This window comes from Acidovorax sp. A1169 (assembly GCF_030704685.1).
In the GTDB taxonomy this organism is placed as follows: domain Bacteria; phylum Pseudomonadota; class Gammaproteobacteria; order Burkholderiales; family Burkholderiaceae_C; genus Acidovorax.
On the sequence record NZ_JAUZDX010000002.1, the window covers coordinates 131,523 to 147,155 of the forward strand.

General features: G+C 68.8%; 14 protein-coding genes. 4 read left to right on the forward strand and 10 right to left on the reverse strand.

Features of this window, described 5'->3' with window-relative positions; translation table 11 throughout:
• Window positions 1-143 precede the first annotated feature (143 nt).
• Both QYL93_RS03855 and QYL93_RS03860 read right to left on the reverse strand, forming a co-directional pair.
• A complete protein-coding gene (locus QYL93_RS03855) occupies window positions 144-644 on the reverse strand; it encodes an HU family DNA-binding protein (protein WP_305742423.1) in 501 nt (166 codons plus the stop codon).
• Window positions 645-813: 169 nt separating this feature from the next.
• Window positions 814-1,578 carry a helix-turn-helix transcriptional regulator gene (locus QYL93_RS03860; protein WP_305742424.1) on the reverse strand — a complete coding sequence of 255 codons (765 nt, stop codon included), beginning with the start codon at window positions 1,576-1,578 and terminating at the stop codon, window positions 814-816.
• 109 nt (window positions 1,579-1,687) lie between these two features.
• Here QYL93_RS03860 and QYL93_RS03865 point away from each other — a divergent pair, with 109 nt between their 5' ends.
• Complete coding sequence (locus QYL93_RS03865) at window positions 1,688-2,518, forward strand: sulfite exporter TauE/SafE family protein (RefSeq protein WP_305742425.1); 831 nt, start codon at window positions 1,688-1,690, stop codon at window positions 2,516-2,518.
• Here QYL93_RS03865 and QYL93_RS03870 read toward each other — a convergent pair.
• The 4 genes from QYL93_RS03870 to QYL93_RS03885 all read right to left on the reverse strand — a co-directional run bounded on the left by QYL93_RS03870 (window position 2,508) and on the right by QYL93_RS03885 (window position 7,289).
• On the reverse strand, window positions 2,508-4,310 hold the full coding sequence (locus QYL93_RS03870) for a feruloyl-CoA synthase (RefSeq protein WP_305742426.1): 1,803 nt from the start codon (window positions 4,308-4,310) through the stop codon (window positions 2,508-2,510). The two genes, QYL93_RS03865 and QYL93_RS03870, sit on opposite strands and share 11 nt — an antisense overlap.
• A gap of 29 nt (window positions 4,311-4,339) precedes the next feature.
• Window positions 4,340-5,281, reverse strand: a complete 942-nt coding sequence (locus tag QYL93_RS03875) for a 3-hydroxyacyl-CoA dehydrogenase NAD-binding domain-containing protein (RefSeq protein WP_305742427.1) — start codon at window positions 5,279-5,281, stop codon at window positions 4,340-4,342.
• A 14-nt stretch (window positions 5,282-5,295) separates the two neighbouring features.
• Entirely contained in the window at window positions 5,296-6,291 is a 996-nt protein-coding gene (locus QYL93_RS03880; protein WP_305742791.1) for a Bug family tripartite tricarboxylate transporter substrate binding protein, read from the reverse strand.
• A gap of 77 nt (window positions 6,292-6,368) precedes the next feature.
• A complete protein-coding gene (locus QYL93_RS03885) occupies window positions 6,369-7,289 on the reverse strand; it encodes a 3-keto-5-aminohexanoate cleavage protein (protein WP_305742428.1) in 921 nt (306 codons plus the stop codon).
• A gap of 130 nt (window positions 7,290-7,419) precedes the next feature.
• Between QYL93_RS03885 and QYL93_RS03890 the strand changes: the two genes are divergently transcribed.
• On the forward strand, window positions 7,420-8,112 hold the full coding sequence (locus QYL93_RS03890) for a Crp/Fnr family transcriptional regulator (protein WP_305742429.1): 693 nt from the start codon (window positions 7,420-7,422) through the stop codon (window positions 8,110-8,112).
• Here the strand turns inward: QYL93_RS03890 and QYL93_RS03895 are convergent.
• The 4 genes from QYL93_RS03895 to QYL93_RS03910 form a co-directional block, all read right to left on the reverse strand.
• On the reverse strand, window positions 8,100-8,912 hold the full coding sequence (locus QYL93_RS03895; protein WP_305742430.1) for an alpha/beta fold hydrolase: 813 nt from the start codon (window positions 8,910-8,912) through the stop codon (window positions 8,100-8,102). The genes QYL93_RS03890 and QYL93_RS03895 overlap by 13 nt on opposite strands.
• Complete coding sequence (locus QYL93_RS03900) at window positions 8,909-10,456, reverse strand: benzoate-CoA ligase family protein (protein ID WP_305742431.1); 1,548 nt, start codon at window positions 10,454-10,456, stop codon at window positions 8,909-8,911. The genes QYL93_RS03895 and QYL93_RS03900 overlap by 4 nt, the downstream gene beginning before the upstream one ends.
• A 67-nt stretch (window positions 10,457-10,523) precedes the next feature.
• Window positions 10,524-12,074, reverse strand: coding sequence for a 3,4-dehydroadipyl-CoA semialdehyde dehydrogenase (locus QYL93_RS03905; RefSeq protein ID WP_305742432.1), 1,551 nt, complete (start codon window positions 12,072-12,074; stop codon window positions 10,524-10,526).
• 31 nt (window positions 12,075-12,105) lie between these two features.
• A complete protein-coding gene (locus tag QYL93_RS03910) occupies window positions 12,106-12,600 on the reverse strand; it encodes a DUF4863 family protein (protein ID WP_305742433.1) in 495 nt (164 codons plus the stop codon).
• A 207-nt stretch (window positions 12,601-12,807) separates the two neighbouring features.
• Here QYL93_RS03910 and QYL93_RS03915 point away from each other — a divergent pair, with 207 nt between their 5' ends.
• Both QYL93_RS03915 and boxC read left to right on the forward strand, forming a co-directional pair.
• On the forward strand, window positions 12,808-13,746 hold the full coding sequence (locus QYL93_RS03915; RefSeq protein WP_305742434.1) for a helix-turn-helix transcriptional regulator: 939 nt from the start codon (window positions 12,808-12,810) through the stop codon (window positions 13,744-13,746).
• 183 nt (window positions 13,747-13,929) lie between these two features.
• A complete protein-coding gene (boxC, locus tag QYL93_RS03920; protein WP_305742435.1) occupies window positions 13,930-15,603 on the forward strand; it encodes a 2,3-epoxybenzoyl-CoA dihydrolase in 1,674 nt (557 codons plus the stop codon).
• Window positions 15,604-15,633: the final 30 nt, after the last annotated feature.

Here is a 15,633-nt window from a genome sequence, read left to right on the forward strand (position 1 = left end):
GAAAAAAGCCCAGGCGATGCAGATGCAGCGCCTGGGCTTTCGATCCGAAACCTGGAAAGACTGCTCCAGGAAGGCCCGTTGCAGGCCTTCTTTTTCCCTGTGCGCGTGCGGCCGCAGGCTGCACGCGCACAGGGATGGGCCGATCAGGCCGTTGCGTCCTTGAGCTTCTTGAGCGCGCGGGTCTTGATCTTCACGGCAGCGGGCTTGGCCGGGAACCAGCGCTCGGCACCGGTGAAGGGGTCCTTGCCGAAGCGCTTCTTCTTGGCGGGCACTTGCTGCAGGCCGATCTTCAGCACGCCAGGCAGCGTGAATTCTCCGGAGCCCTTCTTGTGCACGGAGCCAAGGATGGCGGCTTCGAGCGCTGCCAGCACGGCCTTGGTGGCCTTGGGGTCCACGCCCGATTGCTCGGCCAGGTGGGCCACCAGGGTCGTCTTGTTGAAGGCGGTCTTGATGGGCTTGAGCGCTGCGGGCGTTGCTGCGGCGGCGGGTGCAGCCTTCTTCGCTGCGGGGGCTGCGGCCTTCTTGGCAGCAGGCGCTGCCTTCTTGGCGACAGGTGCTGCGACCTTCTTGGCCACGGGTGCTGCAGCCTTCTTCGCTGCGGGTGCTGCCTTCGCGACAGCGGTGGTTTTCTTTGCAGTTGCCATGATGTTTGTTCTTCGTTTCAAAGTTGCACGGTGCCCCCCTGCATGTGCGGGGAGGTGCGCGATTTTAGAAGCAGTGCGCGCACAAGCGCTATAGGACAAGACCGCAGAACCTCAGCGGCCTTTGGATAGCGTGATTTTTACAACGCCTGCAGCGCCTTGCTGCGCGCCATCAAGCGGGCAGGAACTCCGATGGCGGGCGCCCCAGTCGCTTGCGGAACATGGTGGAAAAGGCCCCGGGGCTCTCGTAGCCCAGGTCCAGCGCCACCGTGGTGACGGCGTCACCGCGCGACAGGCGCGACAGCGCCGCCAGCAGGCAGGCCTGCTGGCGCCACTCGCCGAACGACATGCCGGTCTGCAGGCGAAAGAAGCGCGTGAAGCTGCGCTCGCTCTTGTGCAACTGCCGTGCCCAGGCATCGGGCGCTGCGTGGACCTGCGGGTTGTGCAGAAAGGCTGCGCACAGTGCCGCCAGCGCAGGCTCGCGCGGCATGGGAGCGAAGAAGGGCAGGGTCGGTGCGCGCTGCAACTCGTGCAGCATCAGCTGCGCCAAGGCGCCATCGCGCCCGCTCAACTCATACTGCGCCGGCAGCTCGGCCGAATCCAGCAGCAGCTGGCGCAGCAGCGGCGAGACCTGCAGCACCTCGCATTGCGAGACGTGCCGAGGTACGGCCTGCGGCTCGATGTAGAGGCTGCAGGTGCTCACGCCCACCATGCGCACGCGATGCGGCTTGCCCGCCGGTATCCACACGCCGCTGCTGGTCGGCACCACCCAGGCGCCATCGTTCGTGCCGACTTCCATGATGCCCGTGGCGCCGTAGAGGAACTGCGCACGCCGGTGGCTGTGCGTGTCGAGCAGGGTGCCTGCGGGGTAGTCGGTGGCGATGGCCAGGACCGGGCGGTCCACGGCGTCGACGGTGTGCAGGGGCGTGTTGCGCATGCTCCGGGTGCTTTGGCTGAAATGCAAACATTATTGACCTGCCGGCGAAAGCCGGCCAGGCCACTGCAGCCTAAGCTGGCATGGTGTTTTTTTGCAATGGAATGCGCGCATGGAGTTCTACCTTGTCCTGGCCGTGTTCGGCACCCTGGCCGGAGTCACCACCGTGCTCTTCGGCTTCGGTGGCGGCTTCGTCGTCGTGCCCGTGCTGTACCGCACGCTGGTGCACATGCATGGTGCCGACAGCCCACTGTGCCAATCGGCCATGCAGGTGGCGGTCGCCACCTCCACCTGCGTGATGATCGTCGGCGCGGGACTGGCCACGCGGCGCCACCACCGGGCGGGCAATGTGGATTGGGCGCAGGTGCGGCCGCTGCTGGCCTTCATCGCCGTGGGCTCGGTGGCGGGCGCGGCCGCAGCCACCATGCTGCGCAGCGACTGGGTGCGCTGGGCCTTTGTGGCCTATCTGGCGCTCACCATCCTCGACGGGCTGCTGCGCCCGGGCTTCATCCGGCCGCGCGTGGCAGATGGTGCAGGGGCTTCCAAGCCGCAGCCCTCCGGTCCGCTCACGGCCTTGCTCGGGCTGGCCATCGGTGCGGTGGCCGCCTTCCTGGGGGTGGGCGGCAGTGTGATGACGGTGCCGCTCATGCGCCGGCGCGGCGCGCCCATGGTGCAGGCCACGGCGGCGGCCAACCCGCTGTCGCTGCCGGTGGCACTGGCTGGCACCGCGACCTATGTGCTGCTGGCCTGGGAGCAGGCCGCGCCGCTCGGTGCCTGGCACGCGGGCTTCGTGGACCTGCGGGCCTTTGCCGTGCTGGTCGCCGGCTCCTGGCTGGGCATTCGCCTGGGCGGGCGCTTCGTGGGCCGCCTGCCCGATGGGCTGCACGCCAAGGTCTACCTGGCGCTGCTCGCGGTGGTGCTGCTGGCCATGCTCATGCGCTGACGATCACGTCCGCGCGCGGCGGCGTCGCGTGCAGGGCGTGCACCTCGTCCTCGCGCTGGGCCAGCACCGCACCCTGGTTGATGTAGCCCTTGTCGGTGATCTCGCCGGCGTCGGCATCGGGCGGCGTGCACAGCACCAGGGCCCGTGCGGGGCACTGCGACGAGCCCGCACCGCCATTGCGCCGGGCCTGCATCAGCGTGCGCAGGGCCCGCTCCAGCTTCGGGCCATCGGCCGCGCCGGCGGCGGAAGGGAAGACCAGCAGGCCCACCTCGTCGCGGTCGTGCCCGGTGACCACGATGTCCTGCACCAGCGGCGCGAGCTGCGAGACCAGCTCCACGCGCAGCGTGCCCACCGAGACCCAACTGCCGGTGGAGAGCTTGAAGTCCTCGGCCACGCGGCCGTTGAAGACCACGCCGCGCTCGGGCCGTCCGGTGTCGGCCAGAAAGCCCGCATCGCCGATGCGGTAGAAGCCGTCTTCGTCGAACGCTGCCGCCGTCTCGCGCGGCGCATTGCGGTAGCCCGGGAACACCGACACGCCCTTGACGCGCATCTCCAGCTTGCCGCCATTGGGCACCAGCTTGAGTGTGAGCCCGGGCAGCGGCGCGCCGATGCAGCCCGCGCCCTGCAGGCGCCAGTGCGCCGTGGTGATGGCCGGGGACGTCTCGGTCGCACCCCACGAGGTGGTGAGCCACAGCGGCTGCGCGGGCCGGGCTCGCGCGGCCACGGCCTCGAGCCGCTGCCAGGTCGATGGGGCCAGTGCCGCCGCCGCATAGAACGCCAGGCGCAGGCGCGAGAGGATCTGTGCCGCCAGGGCGTCGTCGGCCTCCAGGTAAGGCAGCAGCATGTCGAAGCCGCGCGGCACGTTGAAGAGCAGCGTGGGCCGCACCTCGCGCAGGTTGCGCACCGTCTTCTCGATCAGGCCAGGGGCGGGCCGCCCCTCGTCGATGTAGAGCGCGCCGCCGTGGCACAGCACCATGTTCAGGTTGTGGTTGCCGCCAAAGGTGTGGCTCCAGGGCAGCCATTCCACCAGCACCAGCTTCTCGTGGTCGAGAAAGCGCCAGGTCTGCGCCATCATCTGCTGGTTGGCGCACAGCATGCGGTGGGTGTTGATGACGACCTTGGGCCGTCCGGTGGAGCCCGAGGTCAGCAGGTACTTGGCATGGTCGTCGGGCGCGATGGCCTCGAAGGCCTGCACCACGGCCGGTGTTTCCCGGGCAGCGAGCAACTGCGCAAAATCGAGGGCGCCGGGGCATTCCTGCGCATGGCGGCTGAAGACCCGCACGGCGTTGCCGGAGTAGCCCGCAAGGGCCGGCGCATAGGCGCGGGCATCCGACGCATAGACCAAGCACGGCTCCAGCGCCGCCAGCATGCTGTGCAGGCGCCCCGGGTCGCGCGAGCGTGCGTAGGCGCTCGACAGCGAGCACGGCGTGCGGCCGATGTGCATGGCGGCCAGCATCAGCACGGCATGGTCCACCGCGTTGTCCGAGAGGATGGCGATGGGTCGGCCTGCGGGCAGGTCCATGTCGAGCAGCGACTGGGCCACGGCCCCCACGGCCTGGCGCAGCTGGGCATAGGTCAGGCGGCGCCAGTCCTCGCCGCTGTCGTCGCGCTCGGCCAGGGCCAGTGCGTCGGGTGTCTCGCGTGCCCAGCGCTCCAGCCACTCGCCCACGCAACGGGCATAGGGGCCCAGCGGCTCGGGCGATTGCAGGGTGAAGGCGCCGTCGGCCAGGTGCGTGAGCACGGTGCGGGGTGGCGCCAGCTCTGCGGGGTCATCGACGAAATCGGGGTGCATCGTGTTGTCTCTGGTGTCGTTTCTTGTGTTCAGTCCAGGTGGCCCGAGGACTGCTTGGCCCGGATCAGGTCCAGCAGCAGGGCGTCGCGCGTGCGCGCCAGGTCCTCGGTGCTGCGCTCGCCCAGCTCTTCGGCCACGCCCTGCACCACCTGCTGCTTCAAGGCCTCGGTCATCGCGGGGGTGCCCAGGTCCTGCCACCAGCTCTCGATGGGTCCGCCCAGGTGGGCCAGTACATGGGCCACGCCGCCCGCACCGCCCGAGAGGTGCAGGTTCATGAACGGCCCCATCAGCGCCCAGCGCAGGCCGGGCCCCTGGGCGATGGCGGTGTCGATGTCGGCGACCGTGGCCACGCCCTCGTTCACCAGATGGAAGGCCTCGCGCCACAGCGCGGCCTGCAGCCGGTTGGCAATGTGGCCCTTGATCTCGCGGCGCACGTGGATGGGGCGCTTGCCGATGGCGGTGTAGAAGGCCATGGCGCGTTCGATGGCTTCGGGCGCGGTGCGCTGCCCGCCGCCCACCTCCACCAGCGGGATCATGTGCGGTGGATTGAACGGGTGGCCCAGCACCACGCGCTCGGGTCGTGCGCAGGATTGCTGCATGTCGGTGACCGAGAGGCCTGAGGAACTCGACGCCAGGATGGCGTGCGCCGGTGCAGCGGCATCGATCTGGCGGAACAGTTCGGCCTTGAAGTCGGCGCGCTCGGGCCCGCTCTCCTGCACGAAGTCGGCCGTGGCCACCGCGTCCTCCAGCCGGGCATGGAAGGCCAGGCGTGCCAGACTGGCGCCTGGCACCAGCCCCTGGCGCTCCAGCGTGGGCCAGTGGGTGGCCACGGCCTCGCGCAGCCGTTCCTCGGCACCGGGCGAAGGGTCGGTGGCGTCCACGTCCAGCCCGCGCGCCAGGAAGTAGGCGGCCCAGCTGGCGCCGATGACGCCGGTGGCCACCACGGCGACGCGCTTCACGGTCGAATCCATGCGCGGGGCTCCTTTCAGGACTCAGCCGTGAAGCCGATCTTCTTGACCAGGGGCCCCCAGCGTTCGAATTCGGCCTGCTGGGAAGCCGCCATTTCTGCTGCGGTGGAGCCTTGTGCAATCAGCCCGACCACGGCCAGGCTGTCGATAACGGCCTTCTCCTTGATCGCTGCGTTGATCGCAGCATTGGCGGCGGCAACGGCAGCAGCCGGCGTCCTGGCCGGGGCGTAAAAGCCGAACCATTCCTCGGTGGTCAGTTCGGGAAAGCCCTGTTCGGCAAAGGTCGCCACTTCCGGCGAGAACGGTGAGCGCGCCTTGCCCGAGGTGGCGATCAGCCGCAGCTTGCCCGCCTTGTGGTTGGGGATGAAGTCGCCGCTCGGGGTCACCATCGAAGCGATCTGCCCGCCGACCACGTCCGTGACGCCGGGGATGGAGCCGCGATAGGGCACGTGCTTCAAGTCCACGCCGTTGTTCAGGCCCAGCAGCGCGCCGATGAAGTGCGGCGTGGAGCCTGCGGCGGGCGAGCCGTAGTTGGCCTGGCCGGGGTTGGCCTTGGCCCAGGTCAGGAAATCCCTCACGTTCTTCACCGACGCCGGCACCAGCGGCCCCACGGCCAGGCCATGGTGCATGATGGCCGCGATGGACACCGGCACGAAGTCCTTCACCGGGTCGTAGCTCAGCTTGCTGTAGATGTGCGGGTAGATCGAGGTGCACGAGAACGGCGACAGCGTGAGCACGCTGCCGTCGGCCGCCGCACCCTTGAGCGACTCCAGCGCGATGCGCCCGCCAGCGCCGGGCTTGTTTTCCACCACGGCCGAGTTGCGCGTGTAGGCTGACCCTGCGAGCTTTTCGCCCACGCGGCGGGCCACGCTGTCGCCCGAGCTGCCGGCCGGAAAGCCGTAGAAGATTTTGACCTGCTCGATGGTCTGCGCCAGCGCCTCCAGGGGCGACAGCGTGCCCAGCGCGGCTGCGGCGCCCATGTGGCCCAGGAACTGGCGGCGGGTGTTCGTCATCGTCATCATGTTGCTCATCTCTGTCTCCTTGATGTGGTGGGGAAGGTCGGCGTATGGTGGCGGGGGAATCGCTGCGGTCAAGCTGGGGCAAACGCGGGGCGCGGGCCGTCCACGCGCGGCAGTCCCATCAGCGCGCGTGCTTCGGTCGGCGTGGCGGGCTCCATGTCCAGCTCGCGGATGATGCGCACGATGCGTTCGGTGAGCTGCACGTTGGTGGCCAGCTCGCCGTGGCGAAAGTACAGGTTGTCCTCCAACCCCACGCGCGCATGCCCGCCCAGCAGCAGCGCAGCGACGTTGGCTTCGAGCTGCGAGGGGCCGATGCCGCTCACGCAGAACAGGCTGTTTCTGGGCAGGGTGTCCACCATCATCTGCAAAAAACGCGGCGAATAGGGCATGGCGTTCTGGAAGGCGCGGTGCACGTTCATCACCAGGTTGATGAAGTGCGGGCCTTCGTCGTGGCCTTCCTCGATCAGCGTCGTGGTGTCCTGCAGGATGTGCGTGGGGCTGAACACCTCCCACTCGGGCTTGATGCCGCGCGCCTTCATGCCTTCGGCCAGCTCACGGCCCCGGCTCAGTGGCGTGTCCATCAGGATTTCGCGGCCATCGAAGCTCAGGTTCAGCGTGGTCGCGTCCAGCGTGCACATCTCGGCACCCGCGTCCATGCCCTTGATGCGCTCATCCCAGGCGATCTCCCAGCGGCCGCCGGGCAGGGGCTTGACCATGTCGCCGTGCACGCCGCCGCCGGTGGAGTTATTGAGCACGATATCGCAGCCCTTGGCGCGGATGCGGCTGTTGATGTCGCGGTACACCTCGGGGTTGCAGGTGGCGCCATCGTCGGGCCGGCGCGCGTGGAGGGCGACCACGCTGGCGCCAGCGTTCCAGCAGCGCTCCACGTCATCGGCGATCTCGGCGGGCTGGGTGGGCAGGTGGGGGTTCTGCGACTTGTGGGCCATGCCGCCCGTGGGGGCGATGGTGACTATGACTTTGCGCTTGCTCATCGTGGTCCTGGTGGAGAATTGCGGGGTGCTCCGCATTATTTTTTTGGGCACCCTTCCACTCAGTCATCGCGATGACATTTGAGGGCAGGGTATACGCGGGGCCAGTGTCTTCTTCCGGGAGAACCCCACTTTGTCACCCCCTGCGACACGGCCGTCCACCACCAGCCTGCTGGCCGCGTCGGCCTGGTTCCCCCTGCTCGATGCCCCGGCGCAGCAGCGCGTGCTCGACGATGTGCGCGAGGTGAATGTGCCGGCAGGCGGCGCGCTGTGCCGCCGCGGCGATGTGCCCCTGCACTGGTACGGCGCCATCGAGGGTCTGCTCAAGTGGTCCGTGACCTCGCCCGATGGCCGCGCCGTGACGCTGGGCGGCCTGTCGGCCGGCAGCTGGTTCGGCGAGGGCACGCTGCTGCGCGCCCTGCCGCGCACGGCCGACATCATCGCCCTGCGGCCCAGCCGGGTGGCAGTGTTGCCGGTGGAGACCTTTGCGTGGCTGCACGCCACAGAGCGCAGCTTCGACCACTTTTTGCTGCGCCAGATCAACGAGCGCATGCACTGGTTCCTGGGCACCTTCACGGCCCACCACCTGCTCGACACCGACAGCCAGGTGGCCCGCGCGCTGGCCGGCCTGTTCCACCCGTTTCTCTACCCCGGCATGGACCGGCACCTGCAGATCTCGCAGGAGGAGATCGCCAACCTCACGGGCGTCTCGCGCCAGCGCTGCAATGCGGCCTTGAAGCGCCTGCAGGAGTCGGGCATTTTGCAGATCGAGTACGGCGGCATCACCGTGCTCGACCTGCCGGTACTCAGGCGCTACGTGGAATAGCTGCTCGTCTGCGCGATAAAGTCCGTGGCTGCGGCGATCACCGCGTCGGGTCGGTCGCGGTGCGGAGAGTGTCCGCAGGCGGGCAATTCGAGCAGCTCTGTGCCCGGCACCCGGCGCGCGATGCCGCGGATCTGCGCCAGCGTACCGTACTCGTCATCCACGCCCTGGATGGCCAGGACCGGTGCCCGAATCGCGCCGATCTCCGCTTCGATGTTCCATTGCTGGAACGGCGGATGCAACCAGATGCGGTTCCAGCCCCAGAAGGCCGAGTCGGCGTCGTCGTGGTAGCGGCCGAGCCTGGCAGGCAGGTCGGTGCTGCGGTAGGCATCCCGGGCGATCTCGATGTTGGCGATGGTCACGTCCTCGACGAAGATGTGCGGCGCCATCAGCACCAGGCCGCGCACGGCTTCGGGGAAGCGCGCTGCGTAGAGCAGGGCGATCGAGCCGCCATCGCTGTGGCCCAGCAGCCAGGGCGCTTCGGTGAGTCCCAGGGCCCCGAAGAAGGCGGGCAGCACCTCGTGCGCCTGGCGGTGCATGAAGTCCACGTCCCAGGTCTCATCGGCCTCGCGCGGGGTCGAGCGGCCATAGGCCGGGCGCGAGAACACCAGGCCGCGCACGCCCGCGGCGTTGCACAGGCGCTCGGGGAAATCCTTCCACATCGCCACCGATCCCAGGCCTTCGTGCAGAAAGACGATCAGCGGTGCATCGCTGCGCTCGGGCGCGATCCATTGGTGCTCGATTTGCACCGTGCGACCACGCCAGGTGATGGTGGCTAACTGCGAGGTGGCCGCCTGCGTCATGCGTGCGCCTCCTTCTCGCGCAGGCGAAAGCGCTGGATCTTGCCCGTGGCGGTCTTGGGCAACTCGTCGATGAACTCGATGAAGCGCGGGTACTTGTAGGCCGCCAGCCGTTCCTTCACGAAGGCCTGCAGGGCCTGTGCGTCGGTATGCTGGCCCGGCTTGAGCACTACGTAGGCCTTGGTCTTGGTCAGGCCTTCGCCGTCCTGCACGCCGATCACGGCCGATTCGAGCACGGCGGGGTGCTGCATCAGCGTGGCCTCGACCTCGAAGGGCGAGACGTAGATGCCGCTGACCTTGAGCATGTCGTCGCTGCGGCCGGCATAGGTGAAGTAGCCGTCGGCATCGCGCGTGTACTTGTCGCCGCTCTTGGTCCAGCCGCCCTGGAAGGTCTCGCGCGACTTCTCGCGGTTGGCCCAGTACATCAGCGCCGCGCTCGGGCCGCGGATGTACAGGTCGCCTACCTCGCCATCGGGCACGGGCCGCCCGTCCTCGCCGCGCAGTTCCACCTCGTAGCCTTCCACCGGCTTGCCGGTGGTGCCGTAGCGCACGTCGCCCGGGCGGTTGGAGATGAAGATGTGCAGCATCTCGGTGGAGCCGATGCCGTCGATGATCTCGCAGCCGAAATGCGCCTTGAAGCGCTGGGCGATCTCGCCGGGCAGCGCCTCGCCGGCCGACGAACACATGCGCAGCGCCACCGCGTCGCGCGCCGGCAGTGCGGGCGAGGCCAGCATGCCCGCAAAGCCCGTGGGCGCGCCGAAGAACACGGTGGGGCGGAGCTGCGTCCAGCGGCGGAAGGTGGCGTCGGGCGTGGGCCGCTCGGCCATCAGCACCACGGTGGCACCCACCGAGAGCGGAAAGGTCAGCGCATTGCCCAGGCTGTAGGCGAAGTACATCTTGGCGGCCGAGAAGCAGACGTCGTCCTCAGTCAGGCCGAGCACCGGCTTGCCATAGAGCTCGGCCGTCCACCACAGATTGGCATGGGTGTGCACCGTGCCCTTGGGCTTGCCGGTGGAGCCCGAGGAATAGAGCCAGAAGCCCGGGTCGTCCGCCGCAGTGTTCACCGGTACGGCCAGCGGCGTGGCCTCTACCAGCGCGGCCTCGAAGTCACGCGCCCCCTCGGGCAGCGGCCCGGTGGGCTGGGAGACGAGCAGCGCGCTCACCTCGTGCGGCGCGCGGCCCATGGCGTCCTGCAGCACCCCCAGCAGTGCACCCGAGACGATGGCCGCCTGCGCGCGGCTGTGGTCCAGCATGTAGGCGTAGTCGTCCGCCGTGAGCAGGGTGTTCACCGCCACCGGCACCACCCCGGCATACAGGCAGCCCAGGAAGGCCACGGGCCAGTCGCTGCTGTCGAGCATGAGCAGCAGCACGCGCTCCTCGCGCCGCACGCCGGCGCTGGCGAGGGCCGAAGCCAGGCGCCGTGCGCGGTCTTCGAGCGCACCGTAGGCCAGGCTGCCCCGGTCGTCGATGTAGGCGGTGCGCTGTGCACGGCCCCGGTTGAGCCCGAACAGGTGCTCGGCAAAGTTGAATCGTGGGGGCAGGCCCATGGTGTTGTCTCCTTGGCCCTCTCGGGCCGGGTGCGCGTGGCTTTTTCTTGTCGCGTCTGTTGTGGTGTCAGAGGCCCAGCGCCGCCAGCACCCCGGGGCTGGCCTGCACGGCCGTGCGCTGGTGGTAGAAATCGAGTGCGCGCAGGCCGCCCAGCTCGGCACCGCCGCCCGCGCGGCCCGGGCCGCCATGCTGCGACATGGGCATCACATTGCCGTGGCCGCTGTGCGCCTGTGCCACATCGGGCGTGACCACATGCACGCGGCCATGGCTGGCGGCCACGGCCAGGGCCGTCTGTGCCAATGCGGTCTCGTCGCTGCCGTAGAGCGAGGTGACCAGCGAACCCTGGCCCCTGTGCGCCAGCGCAATGGCATGCGCGCTGTCGCGGTAGGGCAGCAGCGTGGCCATGGGGCCGAAGACCTCCACGTCGTGCACCCGTTGTGCGGCATCGGCATCGCGCGCGCCCAGCAGCACGGGGCCGATGCAGGCGGCCACGGCCGGGTCGGCATCCACCAGCGGCCGGTCGCGGCCGTCGTGCAGCACGGTGGTCTGCGCCTGCAGTGTGGCCAGGCCTTCGCGCACCGCAGCCAGTTGCGCGCGGCTCACGAGCGAGCCCATGCGCACGCCCTCGTTGCGCGGGTTGCCCACGCTGATGCCGGCGAGCTTGGCGGCTATGGCCTCGGCAGCGGCGTCATACACCTCGGCCGGCACCAGGATGCGGCGGATGGCCGTGCATTTCTGGCCCGACTTCACCGTCATTTCGCGCACCACCTCGCGCACCAGCAGGTTGAAGGCCTCGCTGCCCGGGGCCTCGCCCGGCAGCAGCATGGCGCTGTTGAGGCTGTCGGCCTCGATGTTGGCGCGCACCGAGCGCTGCGCCACAGCTGGGTGGGAGCGGATCACGCCGGCAGTCTCGGCCGAGCCGGTGAACGACACCACGTCGAAGGGCTGCAGCTGGTCCATCAGCCCCGCCGAGCTGCCGGCGATGACCGACAGCGCGCCTGCCGGCAGCACCCCTGCATCCACCACATCCTTGACCATGCGCTGGGTGAGCCAGGCCGTGGCCGTGGCGGGCTTGACGATGACCGGAACGCCCGAGAGCAGGGCCGGCGCGGCCTTTTCCCACAGCCCCCAGGACGGGAAGTTGAACGCGTTGATGAACAGCGCCACGCCCTGTGTGGGCACCGACAGGTGCTGCGACTGGAACGTCGGGTCCTTGCCCAGCCGGGCCGCATCGCCGTCGCGCAGCGCGCGGGCATCGCCCAGGGCGTCGCCCCATTTGGCGTACTGGCCCAGCGTGAAGATGGCGCCGTCGATGTCCACGCCGGAATCGTTCTTCACCGTGCCGGCATTGGCGGTGGCGATCTCGTAGTAGGCATCGCGGTTGGCGAGCAGCACCTTGACGATGGCGGCGAGCAGGGCTGCGCGTTCGCGGTAGGTCAGCGCGCGCAGGGCAGCGCCCCCTTGCTGGCGCGCAAAGGTGAATGCCTCGGCCAGGTCGAGCCCGGTGGCGTCCACGCGCACCAGCTCGTTGCCGAGCACGGGGTCGAACAGGGGCGTGCCGTTGCCGGTGCCTGCCTGCCAGCGGCCGGCAGCGTAGTTGGAGAGAAGTTCGGTCATGGATATATGGAAGAGGATGGGCGAGCGGATTTCAGGTGCGCGTGAACTGGATCTGCCCTTCGGGCAAGAGATAGAGCACCAGCGCACGGCCCTGGGCCACGGTCGGGCGGTGGGCCGTGCCGGGGCCATAGACGCACCAGCCCGCAGGCCGGCCGTCGAAGGTGGCGGCACTGTCGGCCATGGGCATGATCAGGTCGATCTCGCCGTTCGGGTGCGCATGGTGCGGGCCGGCCAGGTCCTGCATGTCGACCACGTCCACCGAAAAGCGGTGCAGCGCATCCTCGGCCTTGAACACCCGGCCGTACCTGATGCCGCCGCCCTCGCGCTCGCATAGCCAGCCTTCGGCCACGCCGATGAGGCAGGCGTCGCGCAGCTGCGCATAGGTGGGGCTGCCGGCACCGTGGACCGTGTTGAGCCACTGGTCCAGCGCCGCATCGAGCGGCCGGCCCTCGATCTGCGCGGTGAGGTCGGCCAGCAGGGCATGGAAGGCATCCTTGTTGGAGGGGGCGGTGGCGGGCGTCATCATGGGGGGGCTTTCAGGGGAAAGGCGGGCTGGGCAAGGCGTCTGTGCGCCGCTTGCCGCGGAAAATGATTGCCTTGCAGGAATGTGCGACGTGCAGTATCTTGCGTGCATCTGGAAGATAAACCCCTGGATGATCTTCGTCAAGCACTATAGTGCATATTTATCGGGCTGCCGGACCGCAGACAATCGGTGGTGTGAACAAGGACGCGCATGAATGAGCAAGACGACGCAGTGCTGGCCACTGCGCCCATCGACGGCAACGGCGCTGCGGCGCCGGGCGGCGAAGCCCGCAACCCGCTGCTGACGGCGCTGGGCGAGCGCGTGCGCAACCTGCGCGCGCAGCGCGGGCTCACGCGCAAGGCCGTGGCCATTGCGGCCGACGTGTCCGAGCGCCACCTGGCCAACCTGGAATACGGCACGGGCAATGCCTCCATCCTGGTGCTGCAGCAGGTGGCGGGTGCGCTGCACTGCTCGCTGGCCGAGCTGGTGGGCGACGTCACGACCAGTTCGCCTGAATGGTTGCTGATCCGCGAGCTGCTCGAAAACCGCAGCGAGGCCGACCTGCGCCGCGTGCGTCTGGCGCTGGGCGAATTGCTGGGCACCGCCTCGGTCGATCCGGCGCGGCACAGCCGCATTGCCCTGGTGGGCCTGCGCGGCGCGGGCAAATCCACGCTGGGGCAGATGCTGGCGGACGACCTGGAGTTGCCCTTCGTGGAGCTGAGCCGCGAGATCGAGAAGCTCGCCGGCTGCAGCGTGCGCGAGATCCACGACCTGTATGGCACGAATGCCTACCGCCGCTACGAGCGCCGTGCGCTCGAGGAAACCATCCAGATCTACAGCGAGGTGGTCATCGCCACGCCCGGCGGCATCGTTTCGGACCCGGCTACCTTCAATGAGCTGCTGGCCCACTGCACCACGGTGTGGCTGCAGGCCGCACCCGAAGAACACATGGGCCGTGTGGCCGCACAGGGCGACACGCGCCCGATGGCGGCGAGCAAGGAAGCGATGGACGACTTGCGGCGCATCCTGAGCGGCCGTGCCGCCTTCTATTCCAAGGCCGATCTGTCGGTGGACACCAGTGGCAAGAGCCTGGCCCAGGCATTCCAGGGCCTGCGCTCCGCCGCCAGGCAATCGATAAGCGCCTCCTGAGCGCCTGATCTCGCCACTGGGTGCGCGAGATCAGCACCAGCTTTCGGAACGAAAAAAAAGCATTGCAGGCATTGACGCGTCCGTAAACATGCAGCATGATGCATGTCATCGAAATCAAAAGCTGCATTATTTTTCTTGTTCCGAGGTTTGCAGCCGCTACTACCGGCCCCACAGGAGACATCCATGACTGCCACCACCGCCAGCGCCCCGGCGCGCGTCGACTACCGCACCGAGCCCGGCCAGTACCGCCATTGGTCGCTCAGCGTCGACGGGGCCATAGCCCGCCTGTCGCTCAACATTGCCGAAGACGGCGGCATCCGTCCCGGCTACAAGCTCAAGCTCAACAGCTATGACCTGGGCGTGGACATCGAACTCAACGACGCGGTCAACCGCGTGCGCTTCGAGCACCCCGAAGTGCGCACCGTGGTCGTCACCAGCGGCAAGGACCGCATCTTCTGTTCGGGCGCCAACATCTTCATGCTGGGCGTCTCCAGCCACGCCTGGAAGGTGAACTTCTGCAAGTTCACCAACGAGACGCGCAATGGCCTGGAAGATTCGTCGAAGCACTCGGGCCTCAAGTTCCTGGCCGCCGTCAATGGCGCCTGCGCCGGCGGCGGCTACGAGCTGGCCCTGGCCTGCGACGAGATCCTGCTGGTGGACGACCGCTCGTCCGCCGTCTCGCTGCCCGAGGTGCCGCTGCTGGGCGTGTTGCCCGGCACCGGTGGCCTTACACGCGTGACGGACAAGCGCCATGTGCGCCACGACCTGGCCGACATCTTCTGCACCAGCGTGGAAGGCGTGCGCGGCCAGCGCGCGGTGGAATGGCGCCTGGTGGATGCCGTGGCCAAGCCGGCCCAGTTCGCCGCGGCCGTGCAGGACCGTGCGGTGCAGCTCGCCGCGGGCAGTGACCGCCCGGCCGGCGCCAAGGGTGTGGCCCTGACCCGGCTGGAACGCGAGGACGGCGCCGACAGCCTGGGCTACTCGCATGTGCAGGTACAGATCGACCGCGCCAGGCGCACCGCCACGCTCACCGTGAAGGCGCCCGCCGGCCCGCAGCCTGCCGACATCGCCGCCATCGAAGCGGCCGGCACCGCATGGTGGCCGCTGGCCCTGGCGCGCGAGCTCGACGACGCCATCCTGAACCTGCGCACCAACGAACTCGATATCGGCACCTGGCTGCTCAAGACCGAAGGCGATGCGAAGGCCGTGCTTGCGTCCGACGCGGTGATGCTGGCGCACCAGGACCACTGGCTGGTGCGCGAGACCATCGGTGCGCTGCGCCGCGCGCTGGCGCGCCTGGACGTGTCCTCGCGCACCTTGTTCGCGTTGGTGCAGGAGGGCTCCTGCTTCGCCGGCACGCTGGCCGAGCTGGCCTTCGCGGCCGACCGCAGCTACATGCTGGCCCTGCCCGACGATGCCGACCGTGCGCCCCGGCTCACGCTCAACGAATTCAACTTCGGTTTCTTCCCCATGGTCAACGACCAGAGCCGCCTGCAGCGCCGCTTTTATGAGGAAACCGCGCCGATGGAGGCTGCACGTGCCGTGGCCGGTAGGCCGCTCGACGCCGACGAGGCCCTGGCCCTGGGCCTGGTGACCGCCGCGCCCGACGACATCGACTGGGACGACGAGCTGCGCATGGCCATCGAGGAACGCGCCGCCATGTCGCCCGACGCCCTGACCGGCCTGGAGGCCAACCTGCGCTTTGCCAGCAAGGAGAACATGGCCACGCGCATCTTCGGCCGGCTCACCGCCTGGCAGAACTGGATCTTCAACCGCCCCAACGCCGTGGGCGACAAGGGCGCGCTCAAGGTCTACGGCACCGGCGAAAAGGCCGGCTTCGACCTCAATCGTGTCTGACCCCTCTGCCTGAACCATCCAAGGAACAAC